The sequence below is a fragment of the Streptomyces sp. NPDC058683 genome, assembly GCF_042716195.1.
Lineage (GTDB): Bacteria > Actinomycetota > Actinomycetes > Streptomycetales > Streptomycetaceae > Streptomyces.
In genome coordinates this window covers 34,781-48,956 of the sequence record NZ_JBHXSK010000013.1, presented here as the reverse complement: position 1 = coordinate 48,956, position 14,176 = coordinate 34,781, and the positions used below count along the sequence as shown (strand labels likewise).

Below are 14,176 nucleotides of genomic sequence, written 5' to 3'. Positions count from 1 at the left end.
ACCTGACGACGACGCCCGCCCCTGCGCCAATCAGGGGCGGGCGTCCGCTCACATACTTACGCCAGACCGGATCCGCACCGCGACCACCCCCATGGGCAGGATGTTCGATCATCGCGGCCTTCGCCCAGGGGAAGCCGAGGGTTCGGGAAGCCGCCCGCCTACTCTGGAGGCGTCGTCGCGTGGTTCCGATGCGCTGGTGGCAGCGTTCCCGCTTCGGCTTGCCGGGGACGTGCGGAGCGTTCTTGCCGCCATGCCGGTCGCCACGATCTCGCCGTCGGAGCCCTTCCGGGCAGCATTCTGACCGAAGCGTTCCGGACCGCGGCATCGGAACGGGTCGGCGCGCCGTGGCCTCGGCACACACCGCCCCCGCTGCCGGCCGCGGACCAGCCTGCGTGAGACCGGTTCGTCGCGGCGTGCTCGGGGCCGGCAACCCATCTGTGACGGGTTGCCTACGGCCAGGCCGCTCACGGCGGCTTACGCAGGCTTCCGACTGAATCCCTCGGCCCCCGAGGGCGCCCCGCACCTCCCGGTGGAGGGGAGGGAGGCCACGGCACAGCGAGCCCCCGACCGGCGGTCAGGGGCTCTCCGCGGTGTGCCGGGGCTGTGTCAGCCGAGGCCGGGGCCACGCACGGGGATGGTGGTGAAGGTCGGCTGCGGGGCCGGGTCCTGGAAGAAGTCGTTGCCCTTGTCGTCGACGACGACGAACGCCGGGAAGTCCTCGACCTCGATCTTCCAGACGGCCTCCATGCCGAGCTCCTCATACTCGACGACCTCGACCTTCTTGATGCAGTCCTGGGCGAGCCGCGCGGCCGGGCCGCCGATGGAGCCGAGGTAGAAACCGCCGTGGCTGTCGCACGCGTCGGTGACCTGTTTGCTGCGGTTGCCCTTGGCGAGCATCACCTTGGAGCCGCCGGCGGCCTGGAACTGCTCCACGTAGGAGTCCATGCGACCGGCCGTCGTAGGACCGAAGGAACCGGAGGCGTACCCCTCGGGGGTCTTCGCCGGGCCGGCGTAGTACACCGGGTGGTCCTTCAGGTACTGCGGCATCTCCTCGCCCGCGTCGAGCCGCTCCTTGATCTTCGCGTGCGCGATGTCACGCGCGACGACCAGCGGACCGGTGAGGGAGAGACGGGTCTTCACCGGGTACTTCGTCAGCTCGGCGAGGATCGTGTCCATCGGCTGGTTCAGGTCGATCTTCACCACGTCGGAGGAGTCGTCGAGGTGCTCGTCCGTCGTCTCCGGGAGGAAGCGGGCCGGGTCCGTCTCCAGCTGCTCCAGGAAGACGCCCTCGGCGGTGATCTTCGCGACGGCCTGGCGGTCCGCGGAGCAGGAGACGGCGATGGCGACCGGGCAGGACGCACCGTGCCGGGGCAGCCGGACCACGCGCACGTCATGGCAGAAGTACTTGCCGCCGAACTGCGCGCCGATCCCGATCTTCTGCGTCAGCTCGAAGACCTTCTGCTCCAGGTCCTTGTCCCGGAAGCCGTGGCCGAGTTCCGAGCCCTCCGCCGGGATCTCGTCCAGGTAGTGCGCGGAGGCGTACTTCGCGGTCTTCAGCGCGTACTCGGCGCTCGTGCCGCCGACGACGATCGCCAGGTGGTACGGCGGGCAGGCGGCCGTGCCGAGCGAACGGATCTTCTCCTCCAGGAACTTCATCATGGAGGCCTCGTTGAGGACGGCCTTCGTCTCCTGGTAGAGGAACGACTTGTTGGCCGAGCCGCCGCCCTTGGCCATGAAGAGGAACTTGTAGGCGCCGCCGTCGGTCGCGTACAGCTCGATCTGGGCCGGCAGGTTGGAGCCGGTGTTCTTCTCCTCCCACATGGTGAGCGGAGCCATCTGCGAGTACCGCAGGTTGAGGTTCAGATAGGCGTCGTAGATGCCGCGGCTCAGCGCCGCCTCGTCGCCGCCCTCGGTCAGCACGTTCTGCCCGCGCTTGCCCATGACGATCGCCGTGCCGGTGTCCTGGCACATGGGCAGCACACCGGCCGCCGCGATGTTCGCGTTCTTCAGCAGGTCGAGCGCGACGAACTTGTCGTTGGCCGACGCCTCCGGGTCGTCGATGATCCGCCGGAGCTGGGCGAGGTGCGCGGGTCGCAGGTAGTGCTGGATGTCGTGGATCGCCTCTTCGGCCAGCTTGCGCAGCGCCTCCGGCTCCACCTTGAGGAACGTCCGCCCGTCCGGTCCCGCGGCGGTGGACACACCCTCCGAGGTCACCAGCCGGTACGGGGTGGTGTCCTCGCCCTGGGGAAGCAGATCGGTATACGCGAACTCAGGCATCTCAGCCCATTCCTCACTCTGACGGACGGCCGCCCGCCGACGCTGGCGAGCGCTCTCCAGCGTAGGACCTGGCGCTGACACGGAGCTTGTGAGGTAAGGCTCAGTTCGACACGCCCGAGGTTGTCCACACCCCTAGTCGCGATCTATCGCGTTTCGGTACGCTGCTGCCGTGGACCTTCAGAAGCAGACCCCTCAGGAGCGCGCCGGAACGCCGGTCGCCGAGCTGCGCGCCTCGGACGCCGACCGTGACCGCATCGCCGACATCCTGCGGGAGGCCCTCGCGGAGGGGCGCCTGACCGCCGACGAGCACGCCGAGCGCGTGGAAGGCGTGCTGAGCGCCAAGACGGTGGGCGAGCTGGAGGTCTTCATACGGGACCTGCCGGCGGCCCACGCCGGCCCGGCCGCGGCGGCCTACACGCCGGTCCCGCCCCGGCCCACGCCCGGCGCGATCCCCGTCGAGCCGGACAGCAACGTGGTGGCCGTCTTCAGCAGCGCCCGCCGCCGGGGCCGCTGGCGGGCGGGCCGCCGACTGCACGCGTACGCGGTGTTCGGCTCCATCGAGCTCGACCTCACCGAGGCGATCTTCGAGTACCAGCAGGTCGTCATCAAGGCGTTCTCGGTCTTCGGCGACGTCCAGATCCGCGTCCCGGAGAACGTGTCGCTGCGCGGCACCGGCGGCGGTGTGCTCGGCAACTTCGAGGCGGACACGCTGGATTCGGTCGACTCGGACGCGCCGGTCGTCTACGTCGAGGGGTGGGCCGTACTCGGCAACGTGGAGGCGCGGCCGAAGCGCGGGAAGTTCATCGAGGACATCCTGGACCGGGTCCACGACAAGGTCGACAGGAAGTTGCGCAAACACCTGGACCGTTGACGGACGCGAATCGCTCCTCGTCGAACGGCACCCGGAGTCGTGAACGAGCCGCCGCGCCACGGCTGTTGAGGACGCTGTGCATAGGCCCGCGCACAGCGGGTAGGCCTTGCTGCATCGTCTCTCGCTCGCGAAGCCGTCGTCAGGAGTAGACCCGTGCTGCAACCGCCGCATTCGTCCCTGCAGGTAGCTGCCGTTCCGGCCCAGCGGGTGCCGGCGCGGGACAGGGACCAAGACGCACCCTGGCACACCGAGGCGGTGTGCCGGCGCGACGAGGCAGGCCTGTTCTTCGCACCCTCCAAGGAACCAACGGCCGCCCGGCTGTCCCGGGAGGAGGCGGCCAAGCGGGTCTGTGCCCGCTGTCCGGTGATGGTCGAGTGCCGCGAACACGCGCTGCTCCAGCCCGAGCCGTACGGCGTCTGGGGCGGCCTCACCGCAGCGGAACGCCGCGTGGTCCTGGCCAGGCGCAGGCGCCGCGACATGGAACTGAAGAAGGCGGCACGAGCAGCGGCGACGAACCGGATAGCACAGGCGGGCTAGACAAAAGGCGCCCTCTCCGCACAGAGGGCGCCTTTTCGCTCGGGTGCCTTGCCTACTTCGCCCGGTCGAAATCGACCGCGCTGTACGCCCGCAGCTTGCGCAGCCGATGCTCGGAGTCGATCCGCCGCACCGTCCCCGACTTCGACCGCATCACGATGGACTCGGTCAGCGCGGTCTCCGACCGGTACCGCACGCCGCGCAGCAGCTCACCGTCGGTGATCCCGGTGGCGACGAAGAACACGTTCTCCCCGGTCACCAGGTCCTCGGTCGTCAGCACCCGGTCCAGATCGTGGCCGGCGTCGATGGCCCGCTGCCGCTCCTCGTCGTCCTTGGGCCACAGCTTGCCCTGGATGGTCCCGCCCAGGCACTTCACGGCGCACGCGGAGATGATGCCCTCGGGCGTCCCGCCGATGCCGAGCAGCATGTCGACGCCCGTGCCCTCGCGGAGCGCGTAGATCGAGCCGGCGACGTCACCGTCGGAGATCAGCTTGATGCGGGCGCCGGCCTCGCGGATCTCCTTGATGATCCCTTCGTGCCGCGGCCGGTCGAGGATGACGACGGTCACGTCCTCCGGCGTGGCCCGCTTCGCCTTCGCGACCCGCCGGATGTTGACGGAGACCGGCGCGTTGATGTCGACGAAGTCCGCCGCCTCCGGGCCGGTGACCAGTTTGTCCATGTAGAAGACGGCGGACGGGTCGAACATGGCACCGCGCTCGGCCGCGGCCAGCACGGCGATCGCGTTGGGCATGCCCTTGGCGGTCAGCGTGGTCCCGTCGATCGGGTCGACGGCGATGTCGACCTCGGGACCTGTCCCGTCACCGATGCGCTCCCCGTTGAAGAGCATCGGGGCCTCGTCCTTCTCGCCCTCGCCGATGACGACCACGCCGTTCATCGACACGGTGGAGACGAGGGTGCGCATGGCGCGTACCGCGGCGCCGTCGGCGCCGTTCTTGTCGCCGCGGCCCACCCAGCGACCGGCGGCCATCGCGGCGGCTTCGGTCACCCGGACGAGTTCCAGGGCGAGGTTGCGGTCGGGGGCCTCGGAGGGGACATCGAGTTCGGACGGCAAATGATGATGCTCGGTCATCGGAGCGCACCTTTCTGATACGACGACGGCCGGATGAGGGTTCCTGTCGACTCTATCTCCAGGCTGACAAAATGAGCAGGGGACCCCACGGATGAGCGCAGCGGGCACCTGCGACGATAGGGGACGTGGCAGGCACGAACGGCAAGCAGAAGACGGTCCGGGACATGATTCTCTCCCTGGCCCTGATCGGTCTCGCGGCGGGCTTCATCTACCTGCTCGTCCCGCATGACGATCACGCTCCCGACATCCAGCGGGTCGACTACCGGGTCGAGCTGCTGACGGCTCGGCGCGCGGCGACCTACCCGGTGGCCGCGCCGGAGGGCCTGTCCAGCGCCTGGAAGGCCACCTCGGTCCGTTTCCAGGGCGAGGACGGCGATCGCTGGCATCTCGGCTACCAGACCCCCGACGGTCAGTACGTCCAGATCGAGCAGTCGACTCAGAAGCCCGTCGCGGACTTCGTCACCGACGCGAGCCAGGGCGCGACGGCCACGAAGACGACCGAGAAGATCGGCGACCGCACCTGGACGCACTACACCGGCGGCCGCTACGACGCGCTGGTGCTGGAGGACACCCCCGGTTCCACGACGGTGGTGGCCGGCACGGCCTCGTTCACCCAGCTGACGAAGATGGCCTCGGCACTGAAGATGTCCTGACCTGCCCGTCCTGACCAGCCCGTGCTGACGCGAGAGGCCCCCGGCGCCGTTGCCGGGGGCCTCTCGCACGTGAGGGGTGGCTCAGACGGTCGTGACGACGTCGTCGTACGCCAGGCGCGGGGAGCGCGGGAACCAGGCGTCCGGGCCCGGCTTGCCGATGTTGACGACCATCACCGGGGTGTGGTCGTCGTCCAGGAACTCCTTCTGGATGCCCGCGGCGTCGTAACCGCCCATCGGGCCGGCGGCGAGGCCGGCCGCGCGGACGCCGATGATGAAGTACGCGGCCTGGAGGGCGGCGTTCAGGGCGGCGCTGCCCTCGCGCACGGCGCGGTCGCCGAAGACGGCGTCCTTGGCCTGCGGGAAGTGCGGGAAGAGCTGCGGCAGCTCCTCGTGGAACTCGTTGTCCGCGGCGAGGATCGCGACCAGCGGGGCGGCGGCGGTCTTCTTCTGGTTGCCCTCGGCCATGTGCTGCACCAGGCGCTCGCGGGCCTCGGGGGTGCGGACCAGGACCACCCGGAGGGGCGACTGGTTCATGGAGGTCGGGCCGAACTTGACCAGGTCGTAGATGGCCTGGACCTGCTCGTCGGACACCTGCTCGTCGGTGAAGGTGTTGGCGGTACGGGCCTCGCGGAACAGCAGGTCCTGGGCAGCGGGGTCAAGAACAAGAGACATGGCTTCTAACTTCCTGGAGGTCACGATCCGTCGAATCCGGACCGCGGTCCGGATAGGCTGACGGCACGACCATACGCCGAGAAGGTTCAACCTTCAACAAGGGTCGGAACCTGGTGGTCCGCCTCACAGGCGCCGCCCGCTCACGCCGCCCCGCTCACTCCCCCTCCGCGTCCCCCTCCTCTCCTTCCTCGGCCTCTTCCCCCTCGGCCAGCGCCGCGTCCAGCCGGGCCCGCGCCCCCTCCAGCCACCGCCGGCACACCCTGGCCAGCTCCTCGCCGCGCTCCCAGAGCGCGAGGGACTCCTCAAGGCTCGTCCCGCCGGCCTCCAGCCGCCGTACCACCTCGATCAGCTCGTCGCGTGCCTGCTCGTAGGAGAGCGTCTCTTCCGTCCTGCTGCTCATGTGTCCACCTTCCCCATCGACTCGTACGACCCGTGCGGCACCTCAGCCGTCCACCCGCACTGTGAACTCCCCCTCGGCGACCCGCGCCCGCAGCGCCTCGCCGGGCTCGACCTCCGCGCTGCCCCGCACCACCTGGCCGTCGTCCTTCTGCAGCACGGCGTAACCGCGCTTCAGCGTGGCGGCGGGGGAGAGCGCCACCACGCGCGCGTGCGTGTGCGTCAGCTCGGAGTCGGCCCGGTCGAGCAGATGCCCGAGGGTGCGCCGCTGCCGGTCCACCAGCGAGGCGACATGATCGGCCCGCTCGTCGACCATCCGGTGCGGATCCTCCATGACGGGCCGCGCCAGTGCATGCGCCAGCCCCCGCTCCTCCCGCGCCACCAGCCCCTCCAGGCACCGCCGGGCCCGGTCCCGCAGCATCCGCACCCGGTCCAGCTCCTCGCCGACGTCCGGTACGACCTTCTTGGCGGCGTCGGTGGGGGTGGAGGCGCGCAGGTCGGCGACGAAGTCGAGCAGCGGGTTGTCGGGCTCGTGCCCGATCGCGGACACGACGGGCGTACGGCACTCGGCGACGGTCCGCACCAACTGCTCGTCGGAGAACGGCAGCAGATCCTCCACGCTGCCACCACCGCGAGCCACGATGATCACGTCGACGTCCTGGAGCGCGTCGAGCTCCTTCACGGCCTGCACGACCTGCGGCACGGCGTGCACGCCCTGCACCGGCACGTTCCGCACCTCGAACCGCACCGCCGGCCACCGGTGCCGGGCGTTCTCCAGGACATCCCGCTCGGCGGCCGAGGCCCGCCCGCACACCAGCCCGATCAGCTGCGGCAGGAACGGCAGCGGCTTCTTCCGCCCGGCGGCGAACAGCCCCTCGGCGGCCAGCGCCTTCTTGAGCGCCTCCAGCCGCGCCAGCAGCTCCCCGACCCCGACCGGTCTTATCTCGGCCGCCCGCAACGACAGCTGCCCACGCGGCGCGTACCACTCCGGCTTCGCGTGGACGACGACCCGGGCGCCCTCACCGACGACATCGGCTACGGCGTCGAACACCTGCCGGTAGCAGGTGACGCCGATCGAGATGTCGTACGACGGATCCCGCAGCGTCAGAAACACCACACCCGCCCCCGGCCGCCGGGAGAGCTGGGTGATCTGCCCCTCGACCCACACGGCACCGAGCCGGTCGATCCACCCACCGATCAACCGGGAGACCTCGCCGACAGGCACAGGTGCTTCGACAGACGTGTTCAAAGCCATGCGCCGAGAGTAACGGCGCCCACCGACAAGCCTTCGTCACGCAGCCCGCCACTGCGCGACCAGCACCGACGCCCTCCTGCCAACCGCACAGCCCCCACCACCCGCGCCGCCCCCGACGCCGCGCCACGATCACCGCGACGGTGACCACCGCCCCCGCCGTCGGCACCGCGCGCGTGGGCGAACGCCGACCCCTTCGCGGCCGGGTGTCGCCGACTGCTCCGGACTTCCGCCGGTCTCCCCGGGATCGTCACCGGGACGCGATCTCTGGCCCCCCGAACGCGGCCTTACGATGGGTGCCATGACTGCTTCGCCTGGCCGCCGTGTCCTGCTCGCCGCCCCCCGTGGCTACTGCGCGGGTGTGGACCGCGCCGTGATCGCCGTCGAGAAGGCCCTGGAACAGTACGGGGCCCCGATCTATGTCCGGCACGAGATCGTCCACAACAAGTACGTCGTGCAGACCCTGGAGAGGAAGGGCGCGGTCTTCGTCGAGCGGACCGAGGAGGTCCCGCCGGGGAACATCGTGATGTTCTCCGCGCACGGCGTCGCCCCCGTCGTCCACGAGGAGGCCCAGCGCGGCCGTCTCGCCTCCATCGACGCGACCTGCCCGCTGGTCACCAAGGTCCACAAGGAAGCCGTCCGCTTCGCAGGCGAGGACTACGACATCCTCCTGATCGGCCACGAGGGGCACGAGGAGGTCATCGGCACCTCCGGCGAGGCCCCCGACCACATCCAGCTCGTCGACGGACCGGCCGACGTGGCCAAGGTCGAGGTCCGCGACGAGTCCAAGGTCGTCTGGCTCTCCCAGACCACGCTCTCCGTCGACGAGACCATGGAGACGGTCGACGCGCTCAAGGAGAAGTTCCCGCAGCTGATCTCCCCGCCGAGCGACGACATCTGCTACGCCACCCAGAACCGTCAGCTCGCCGTGAAGCAGATGGGCGCCGAGGCCGAACTGGTCATCGTGGTCGGCTCCCGCAATTCCTCCAACTCCAAGCGGCTCGTGGAGGTCGCCAAGCTGGCCGGCTCCCGCGCTGCCTACCTGGTCGACTTCGCCAGCGAGATCGACGAGGCCTGGCTGGACGGGGTGACCACGGTCGGCGTCACCTCCGGCGCCTCCGTCCCGGAGGTACTGGTCGAGGAGGTCCTGGCGTGGCTCGCCGAGCGCGGCTACGGCGATGTGGAGATCGTCAAGGCGGCCGAGGAGTCCATCACCTTCTCGCTGCCCAAGGAACTCCGCCGTGACCTGCGCGAAGAGGCGGCCGCCCTGGTCGCCGAGCGCGGCGGCAGCGGCGCCGAGGCCTGAACGGCGCTCGTACGACGATGTGACCCGGGGGCCGTCCGGCGTCGTGACTGTCAGTCGTACGACGTAACGTGAAGCCATGCAGATCTTCGGCGTGGACATCGGTGGTTCCGGGATCAAGGGCGCTCCTGTGGACCTGGACAAGGGCGACCTGGCCCAGGAGCGCTGCAAGGTGCTCACCCCGCATCCGGCGACGCCCGACAGCGTCGCCGACGGGGTCAAGCAGGTCATCGACCACTTCGGGTGGACCGGCCCGGTCGGGCTCACCTTCCCCGGAGTGATCAGCGACGGCACACATATCCGTACGGCGGCGAACGTCGACAAGAGCTGGATCGACACCGACGCGCGCACGCTGTTCAGCGACCGGCTCGGCGGCCTGCCGGTGACCGTGGTCAACGACGCGGACGCGGCGGGCGTGGCCGAGATGCAGTTCGGCGCGGGCCGGGACCGCAAGGGCGTGGTCATCCTGCTCACCTTCGGCACCGGCATCGGCAGCGCCCTGTTCACCGACGGCGAGCTGGTCCCCAACACCGAGCTGGGCCACCTGGAGCTGGACGGCCACGACGCCGAGAAGAAGGCCTCCAGCAAGGCCAAGGAGGACAACGACCTCAGCTGGGAGCAGTGGGCGCACCGGGTCACCAAGTACCTCGCCCATGTCGAGATGCTGTTCACCCCGGAGCTGTTCATCATCGGCGGCGGGGTGAGCCGCAAGGCCGACAAGTTCCTGCCCCTCATCGAGGGCATCAGGGCCGAGATCGTGCCGGCGCAGCTGCAGAACAACGCGGGGATCGTGGGCGCGGCGATGCGCGCGGCGCACCACGCCAAGTAGCTGCCGCGGGCAGCCGAGGACGGCCGGACGGCCGGGGGCGGCCGGAGACATCTGGGGACGGCCGGAGACATCTGGGGACGGCCGGGGGCGGCCGGAGACATCTGGGGACGGCCGGAGGTCAGCCTCCGCGCCGGCTCCGGATCAGCCGGATCCGGCGGACGATGACGATCACCCCGGCGACCAGCGTGCCGCCGTAGAGCCAGCCGGCCTGCGTGGACAAGGCCGTCACCAGGCCCATCACACCGCCCAGGAACCCGCCGCCGCCGTCGTCGGCGACGGTCAGCAGGCCGGTGGCGAAGGCGATCGGGACGACGACGGGGGCGGTCAGCAGATCGCTCTCTCGCACCCACAGCGCGGTCAGCGCGCACACCGGCAGGGACAGCACGCCGTACACCGTCAGGGACGCCCCGAACAGCAGGGCGTCCAGGAAGCCCAGCAGGAACATCGCAGCCGCGCAGAACAGGCCGCCGCCGAGTCCGGTGAGCCGTGGGCCCGGTGGCTGCCGGGGGCCGGCCGCCGCCGTACCGGGCCTTCTCGGGGCCGGCCGGCGCTCGGCCGTCGCAGGCCGCCGTCCGGCCTGCGGCGGCAGGGGCGCGCGGGGGGCGCCACGGCGCTGTCCGTGCTGTCGGGGACGGGTCCTGTGATGCTCCACCGGACCAACTTAGGTCGGTTAATGTGCCCAGTCGCAGCCCAGACACGCCGAAACCAAGCCGAAGAGCAGACCTTGTCCAGGTGTTCGACACGACCGCCGGCCAGGGGTCCCGAACCCCGTAAACTGGTGGATCGGCCGGCCCGCCGGCACTGGCAGCCTCCGGCTCACTCACCCACTCACTACGGGAAGTCGCAACGTGTCGCTCACGATCGGAATCGTCGGCCTGCCCAATGTCGGCAAGTCGACCCTGTTCAACGCCCTGACCAAGAACGACGTGCTGGCGGCCAACTACCCGTTCGCCACGATCGAGCCCAACGTGGGTGTGGTCGGCGTCCCCGACGCCCGCCTGGCCAAGCTGTCCGAGATCTTCTCCTCGCAGCGGATCCTCCCGGCCACGGTCGACTTCGTCGACATCGCGGGTATCGTGCGCGGCGCCTCCGAGGGCGAGGGCCTGGGCAACAAGTTCCTCGCGAACATCCGTGAGTCCGACGCGATCTGCCAGGTCATCCGTGCCTTCAAGGACGAGAACGTCGTGCATGTCGACGGCAAGGTCTCGCCGAAGGACGACATCGAGACGATCAACACCGAGCTGATCCTCGCCGACCTCCAGACGATCGAGAAGGTCCTGCCGCGCCTCCAGAAGGAGTCGCGGATCAAGAAGGACGTGGGGCCCAAGGTCAAGGCCGTCGAGGAGGCCAAGGAGATCCTGGAGAAGGGCGACACGCTGTTCTCCCAGGGCATCGTCCAGGGCTCGGACCGCGCCGAGCTCCTCCACGACCTGCACCTCCTCACGGCCAAGCCCTTCCTCTACGTCTTCAACGTCGACGAGGACGAGCTGACCGACGACACCTTCAAGGCCGAGCAGCGCGCGCTGGTCGCCCCGGCCGAGGCGATCTTCCTCAACGCCAAGCTGGAGCAGGACCTCGCCGAGCTCGACGAGGAGGACGCCCTGGAGCTGCTGGAGTCGGTCGGCGCCGAGGAGCCCGGCCTCGCCACCCTGGCCCGCGTCGGCTTCACCACCCTCGGCCTGCAGACCTACCTCACGGCCGGCCCCAAGGAGTCCCGCGCCTGGACGATCAAGAAGGGCGCGACGGCCCCCGAGGCGGCCGGCGTGATCCACACCGACTTCCAGAAGGGCTTCATCAAGGCCGAGGTCATCTCCTTCGAGGACCTGGTCGAAACCGGCTCGGTGGCCGAGGCCCGCGCGAAGGGCAAGGCCCGCATGGAGGGCAAGGACTACATCATGCAGGACGGGGATGTCGTCGAGTTCCGGTTCAATGTGTAGCGGGTGACGTATCACCACGTCGCTGATCTGGCAAATGTGCAGGTCAGAGAGGGTCCGACTCTTCGGGGTCGGACCCTTTGTTTTCCCGTGCTGGGATGGGATGAGGGCTCCCGTGCTGGGTTTAGTACGGCGTGCCTCGTGGCGGACGTGAGGGTGGCGATTGATGCGTCGGTCAGCAGGTGGGGACGGAGGAGGCGCACCGTCTGCTGGCACTTGCTGGTGTCGCGTACGCGCAGGCGATCGAGGATGCGGTGCCGCGACCGCGGACTGCATCCGCACGGAATTCCAGCTCATGCCTCGCACGGTGGTGCCGTATCAGCAGCCTCCGCGCGCGCTCTGGCCGGGCGCCCCCGGGTGGTCGGCCGCCCAGGATGGGGATGGTCTCGTGCCCGCGCTGGAGCAGTTCCTCGGCTCGACGACCAGGCTGTCGTGGGGCGATGACCACGCTGCCTTCCAGGCCCGCGACCTGTCGTCGGCCGACTAGGTCTACGTGTGGGGCGATCGTGTGTGTCCCAAGGTCCGCCTGGGGCAGGCGCACTCTTGCGTGCTGGTGCTGGTGCTGGTGGGGGCGCGCCTGGACGGATCCAAGGAGCTGATCGCGCCGGCCGAGGGCCTGCGCGAGTCGAGCGAGTCGTGGGCGGATGTGCTGTGGGACTTGCCCGCTCCCGCGCCACGTCCCGGCGGTAAGCGGCAGACCACAGCGCCTGCCTCAGGCACCGTCAGCGGCCTCGGACCTGCTTGGCCACCCCGGTGGTGTTGTACCGGTACCGGGCCATCTCCTCGGTCACTCCGTAGTGCTCGGCGATCTGCGCCGGCCCCCACTGGCGGCAGACTGCGCCGAGCAGCAGGGGGCGGGGAAGCATGAGTGTTCCGCCAAAGGCCGTGGCTTGTTCTTCTTCGTCGGGGCGGCAGGTCCTGAAGGGCATGCCATTGACTTCGCGGATCTCAGTGAGGTCATGGTTCAGGACGAGGTGGGAGAGCTCGTGGGCCACGTCGCTGGCCCTGCGACCCGGGGTTCGGAGCGGGTTGGTGACGACGATGTTCCTGCCGGAGACCTGGAAGGTCGCGGCGGAGAAGGCGTACGCCTGGACCCGTTCGAGCTCTTCGAGGCTGGCGCGGCTGACGAGCTTCTCGGCGCTGACGATCTTGACCTTGAGGTGGTCGGCGAGGTCGTCGACGTTCAGGGAATCGGTGTCGCTGAGGTCGAGTTCGCGGCGCAGTCGGAGAGCTTCTCGTTCGGCGTTGGCCTTGAAGCCTCGGGGGAGGGTCACAGTTCGCCCGCTTCGACGAGTCGTTCGAGTTCGGTGTTCATGTCGGTGAGCAGGTCGGCGAGCCGCTGGGGGACGCCAGGACGCAGCACCGAGGCGGCCCGGAGGTGGCAGGCAAGGGCGGGGACGGCGGGGACCGCCTCCTTCGCGAGAGCGTCGTAGAGGTCGCGCAGAACGGAGCTGATCTTGTTCGCCGCGTCGTCGGTGAGCCGGGGGTCTGCGTGGAGGTGGGTGATGGCCTGGTCGAGGGGTGAGATCTGGCGGGTGGCCGTCGGGGTGAAGAAGCGGCTCGGGGAGACGCTGAGCCAGGCGCAGAGGCGGGTGAAGGTGGCGAGGTCGGGCTGGGCGCCAGCTTCGACCCGGGTGAGGGTGCTGAAGCTGACGCCCGCTTCGGCGGCGGCCTGCCGGAGGGAGAGGGGACCGCGGTGTTCCTTCAGGAGGCGTCCGAGTTCGGCGATGTCGAACTGTTCGACAGCGTCCGGTCCGGTCGTTTCGGGGTCGGGGAGGGGGAGCTGGCTCCGGTCGGGGCTCATACGGGCAGCGTAGCGCGCAGCAATACGGCGATGAAGCTTGACTGCATCGACCCCATGTGATCACACTGGAGACTCATTGATGCTTTGCTGAATCAGCAGGGCTCTCCCGTAGCACCCTCGAACGACTTAGGAGATCGGTATGCCGCAGCCCCAGGAGATCAAGACCACGGTGACGTCTGCCCTCGCCGGGCACCCGTACCAGCACGACTACGCCCCGCAGGTGACCGCCGCGAGCGTGCTGTCCGACACCCTCACCGCCTTCGGCTTCGCCAGCGACGGCACCACCCGCTACTACCTGTTCTTCGACGGGCACGAGGTCCCGCCCGAGGCAACGGTGGGCGAGCTGGCCGGGCATGCCAGGGCCCTGCACCTGAAGCTGCGCACCGAGACCACCAACGGCTAGAGCCCGGGAGTCAGTCGTGGATCTTGAGAGCCGTCTGCGGCTGGCGGGCGACGTCCCGGCGGTCGAGGAGTTCCTCTCCGAGACCCCCCGCCGCCGCCACCACCGCGCCCACGGACCCGACAGCCGGTTCTTGGGCGAGGTGGAACCCAACAAAAGTT

At 69.6% G+C, this 14,176-nt stretch carries 15 protein-coding genes and 1 pseudogene; 8 read left to right on the top strand and 8 right to left on the bottom strand.

Annotated features, from left to right (window positions below):
- Nucleotides 1-606: 606 nt before the first annotated feature.
- Nucleotides 607-2,277, bottom strand: a complete 1,671-nt coding sequence (locus tag ACFWXC_RS16050) for a fumarate hydratase (protein WP_384479038.1) — start codon at nucleotides 2,275-2,277, stop codon at nucleotides 607-609.
- A 169-nt stretch (nucleotides 2,278-2,446) separates the two neighbouring features.
- On the opposite strand from ACFWXC_RS16050, the gene ACFWXC_RS16045 reads away from it, so the two are divergent.
- Nucleotides 2,447-3,148: a DUF1707 domain-containing protein gene (locus tag ACFWXC_RS16045; protein ID WP_384479036.1), complete on the top strand. Its 702-nt coding sequence runs from the start codon at nucleotides 2,447-2,449 to the stop codon at nucleotides 3,146-3,148.
- Between the two features lie 153 nt (nucleotides 3,149-3,301).
- Complete coding sequence (locus ACFWXC_RS16040; RefSeq protein ID WP_351741706.1) at nucleotides 3,302-3,685, top strand: WhiB family transcriptional regulator; 384 nt, start codon at nucleotides 3,302-3,304, stop codon at nucleotides 3,683-3,685.
- A gap of 52 nt (nucleotides 3,686-3,737) precedes the next feature.
- On the opposite strand, the gene glpX is transcribed toward ACFWXC_RS16040, so the two are convergent.
- Complete coding sequence (gene glpX, locus ACFWXC_RS16035; RefSeq protein WP_384479034.1) at nucleotides 3,738-4,772, bottom strand: class II fructose-bisphosphatase; 1,035 nt, start codon at nucleotides 4,770-4,772, stop codon at nucleotides 3,738-3,740.
- Between the two features lie 125 nt (nucleotides 4,773-4,897).
- On the opposite strand from glpX, the gene ACFWXC_RS16030 reads away from it, so the two are divergent.
- Nucleotides 4,898-5,425 carry a DUF4245 domain-containing protein gene (locus tag ACFWXC_RS16030; protein ID WP_384479032.1) on the top strand — a complete coding sequence of 176 codons (528 nt, stop codon included), beginning with the start codon at nucleotides 4,898-4,900 and terminating at the stop codon, nucleotides 5,423-5,425.
- A gap of 81 nt (nucleotides 5,426-5,506) precedes the next feature.
- On the opposite strand, the gene ACFWXC_RS16025 is transcribed toward ACFWXC_RS16030, so the two are convergent.
- From ACFWXC_RS16025 to xseA, 3 genes are all read right to left on the bottom strand, one after another.
- Nucleotides 5,507-6,097: a malonic semialdehyde reductase gene (locus ACFWXC_RS16025; RefSeq protein WP_384479030.1), complete on the bottom strand. Its 591-nt coding sequence runs from the start codon at nucleotides 6,095-6,097 to the stop codon at nucleotides 5,507-5,509.
- A 154-nt stretch (nucleotides 6,098-6,251) separates the two neighbouring features.
- Nucleotides 6,252-6,497 (bottom strand): exodeoxyribonuclease VII small subunit, encoded by a 246-nt coding sequence (locus tag ACFWXC_RS16020; protein ID WP_384479028.1) that lies wholly within the window; start codon nucleotides 6,495-6,497, stop codon nucleotides 6,252-6,254.
- Between the two features lie 42 nt (nucleotides 6,498-6,539).
- On the bottom strand, nucleotides 6,540-7,748 hold the full coding sequence (gene xseA, locus ACFWXC_RS16015; RefSeq protein WP_384479026.1) for an exodeoxyribonuclease VII large subunit: 1,209 nt from the start codon (nucleotides 7,746-7,748) through the stop codon (nucleotides 6,540-6,542).
- Nucleotides 7,749-8,037: 289 nt separating this feature from the next.
- Between xseA and ACFWXC_RS16010 the strand changes: the two genes are divergently transcribed.
- Both ACFWXC_RS16010 and ppgK read left to right on the top strand, forming a co-directional pair.
- Nucleotides 8,038-9,051, top strand: coding sequence for a 4-hydroxy-3-methylbut-2-enyl diphosphate reductase (locus tag ACFWXC_RS16010; RefSeq protein WP_384479024.1), 1,014 nt, complete (start codon nucleotides 8,038-8,040; stop codon nucleotides 9,049-9,051).
- Between the two features lie 76 nt (nucleotides 9,052-9,127).
- Nucleotides 9,128-9,877, top strand: coding sequence for a polyphosphate--glucose phosphotransferase (ppgK, locus tag ACFWXC_RS16005; protein ID WP_384479022.1), 750 nt, complete (start codon nucleotides 9,128-9,130; stop codon nucleotides 9,875-9,877).
- 118 nt (nucleotides 9,878-9,995) lie between these two features.
- On the opposite strand, the gene ACFWXC_RS16000 is transcribed toward ppgK, so the two are convergent.
- Nucleotides 9,996-10,529, bottom strand: coding sequence for a DUF6542 domain-containing protein (locus ACFWXC_RS16000; RefSeq protein ID WP_384479020.1), 534 nt, complete (start codon nucleotides 10,527-10,529; stop codon nucleotides 9,996-9,998).
- A 196-nt stretch (nucleotides 10,530-10,725) separates the two neighbouring features.
- Here ACFWXC_RS16000 and ychF point away from each other — a divergent pair, with 196 nt between their 5' ends.
- Both ychF and ACFWXC_RS15990 read left to right on the top strand, forming a co-directional pair.
- Nucleotides 10,726-11,814 (top strand): redox-regulated ATPase YchF, encoded by a 1,089-nt coding sequence (ychF, locus tag ACFWXC_RS15995; RefSeq protein ID WP_384479018.1) that lies wholly within the window; start codon nucleotides 10,726-10,728, stop codon nucleotides 11,812-11,814.
- 388 nt (nucleotides 11,815-12,202) lie between these two features.
- Nucleotides 12,203-12,463, top strand: a pseudogene (locus tag ACFWXC_RS15990) (transposase); the annotation flags it as partial.
- Between the two features lie 70 nt (nucleotides 12,464-12,533).
- Here the strand turns inward: ACFWXC_RS15990 and ACFWXC_RS15985 are convergent.
- Together ACFWXC_RS15985 and ACFWXC_RS15980 are read right to left on the bottom strand one after the other, a co-directional pair.
- Entirely contained in the window at nucleotides 12,534-13,085 is a 552-nt protein-coding gene (locus ACFWXC_RS15985; protein WP_384479016.1) for an ImmA/IrrE family metallo-endopeptidase, read from the bottom strand.
- Entirely contained in the window at nucleotides 13,082-13,615 is a 534-nt protein-coding gene (locus ACFWXC_RS15980; protein ID WP_384479014.1) for a helix-turn-helix domain-containing protein, read from the bottom strand. The genes ACFWXC_RS15985 and ACFWXC_RS15980 overlap by 4 nt, the downstream gene beginning before the upstream one ends.
- Before the next feature lie 139 nt (nucleotides 13,616-13,754).
- Between ACFWXC_RS15980 and ACFWXC_RS15975 the strand changes: the two genes are divergently transcribed.
- The gene (locus ACFWXC_RS15975) at nucleotides 13,755-14,018 is read left to right on the top strand and encodes a hypothetical protein (RefSeq protein ID WP_384479012.1); all 264 of its coding nucleotides are present in this window, start codon (nucleotides 13,755-13,757) and stop codon (nucleotides 14,016-14,018) included.
- Nucleotides 14,019-14,176: the final 158 nt, after the last annotated feature.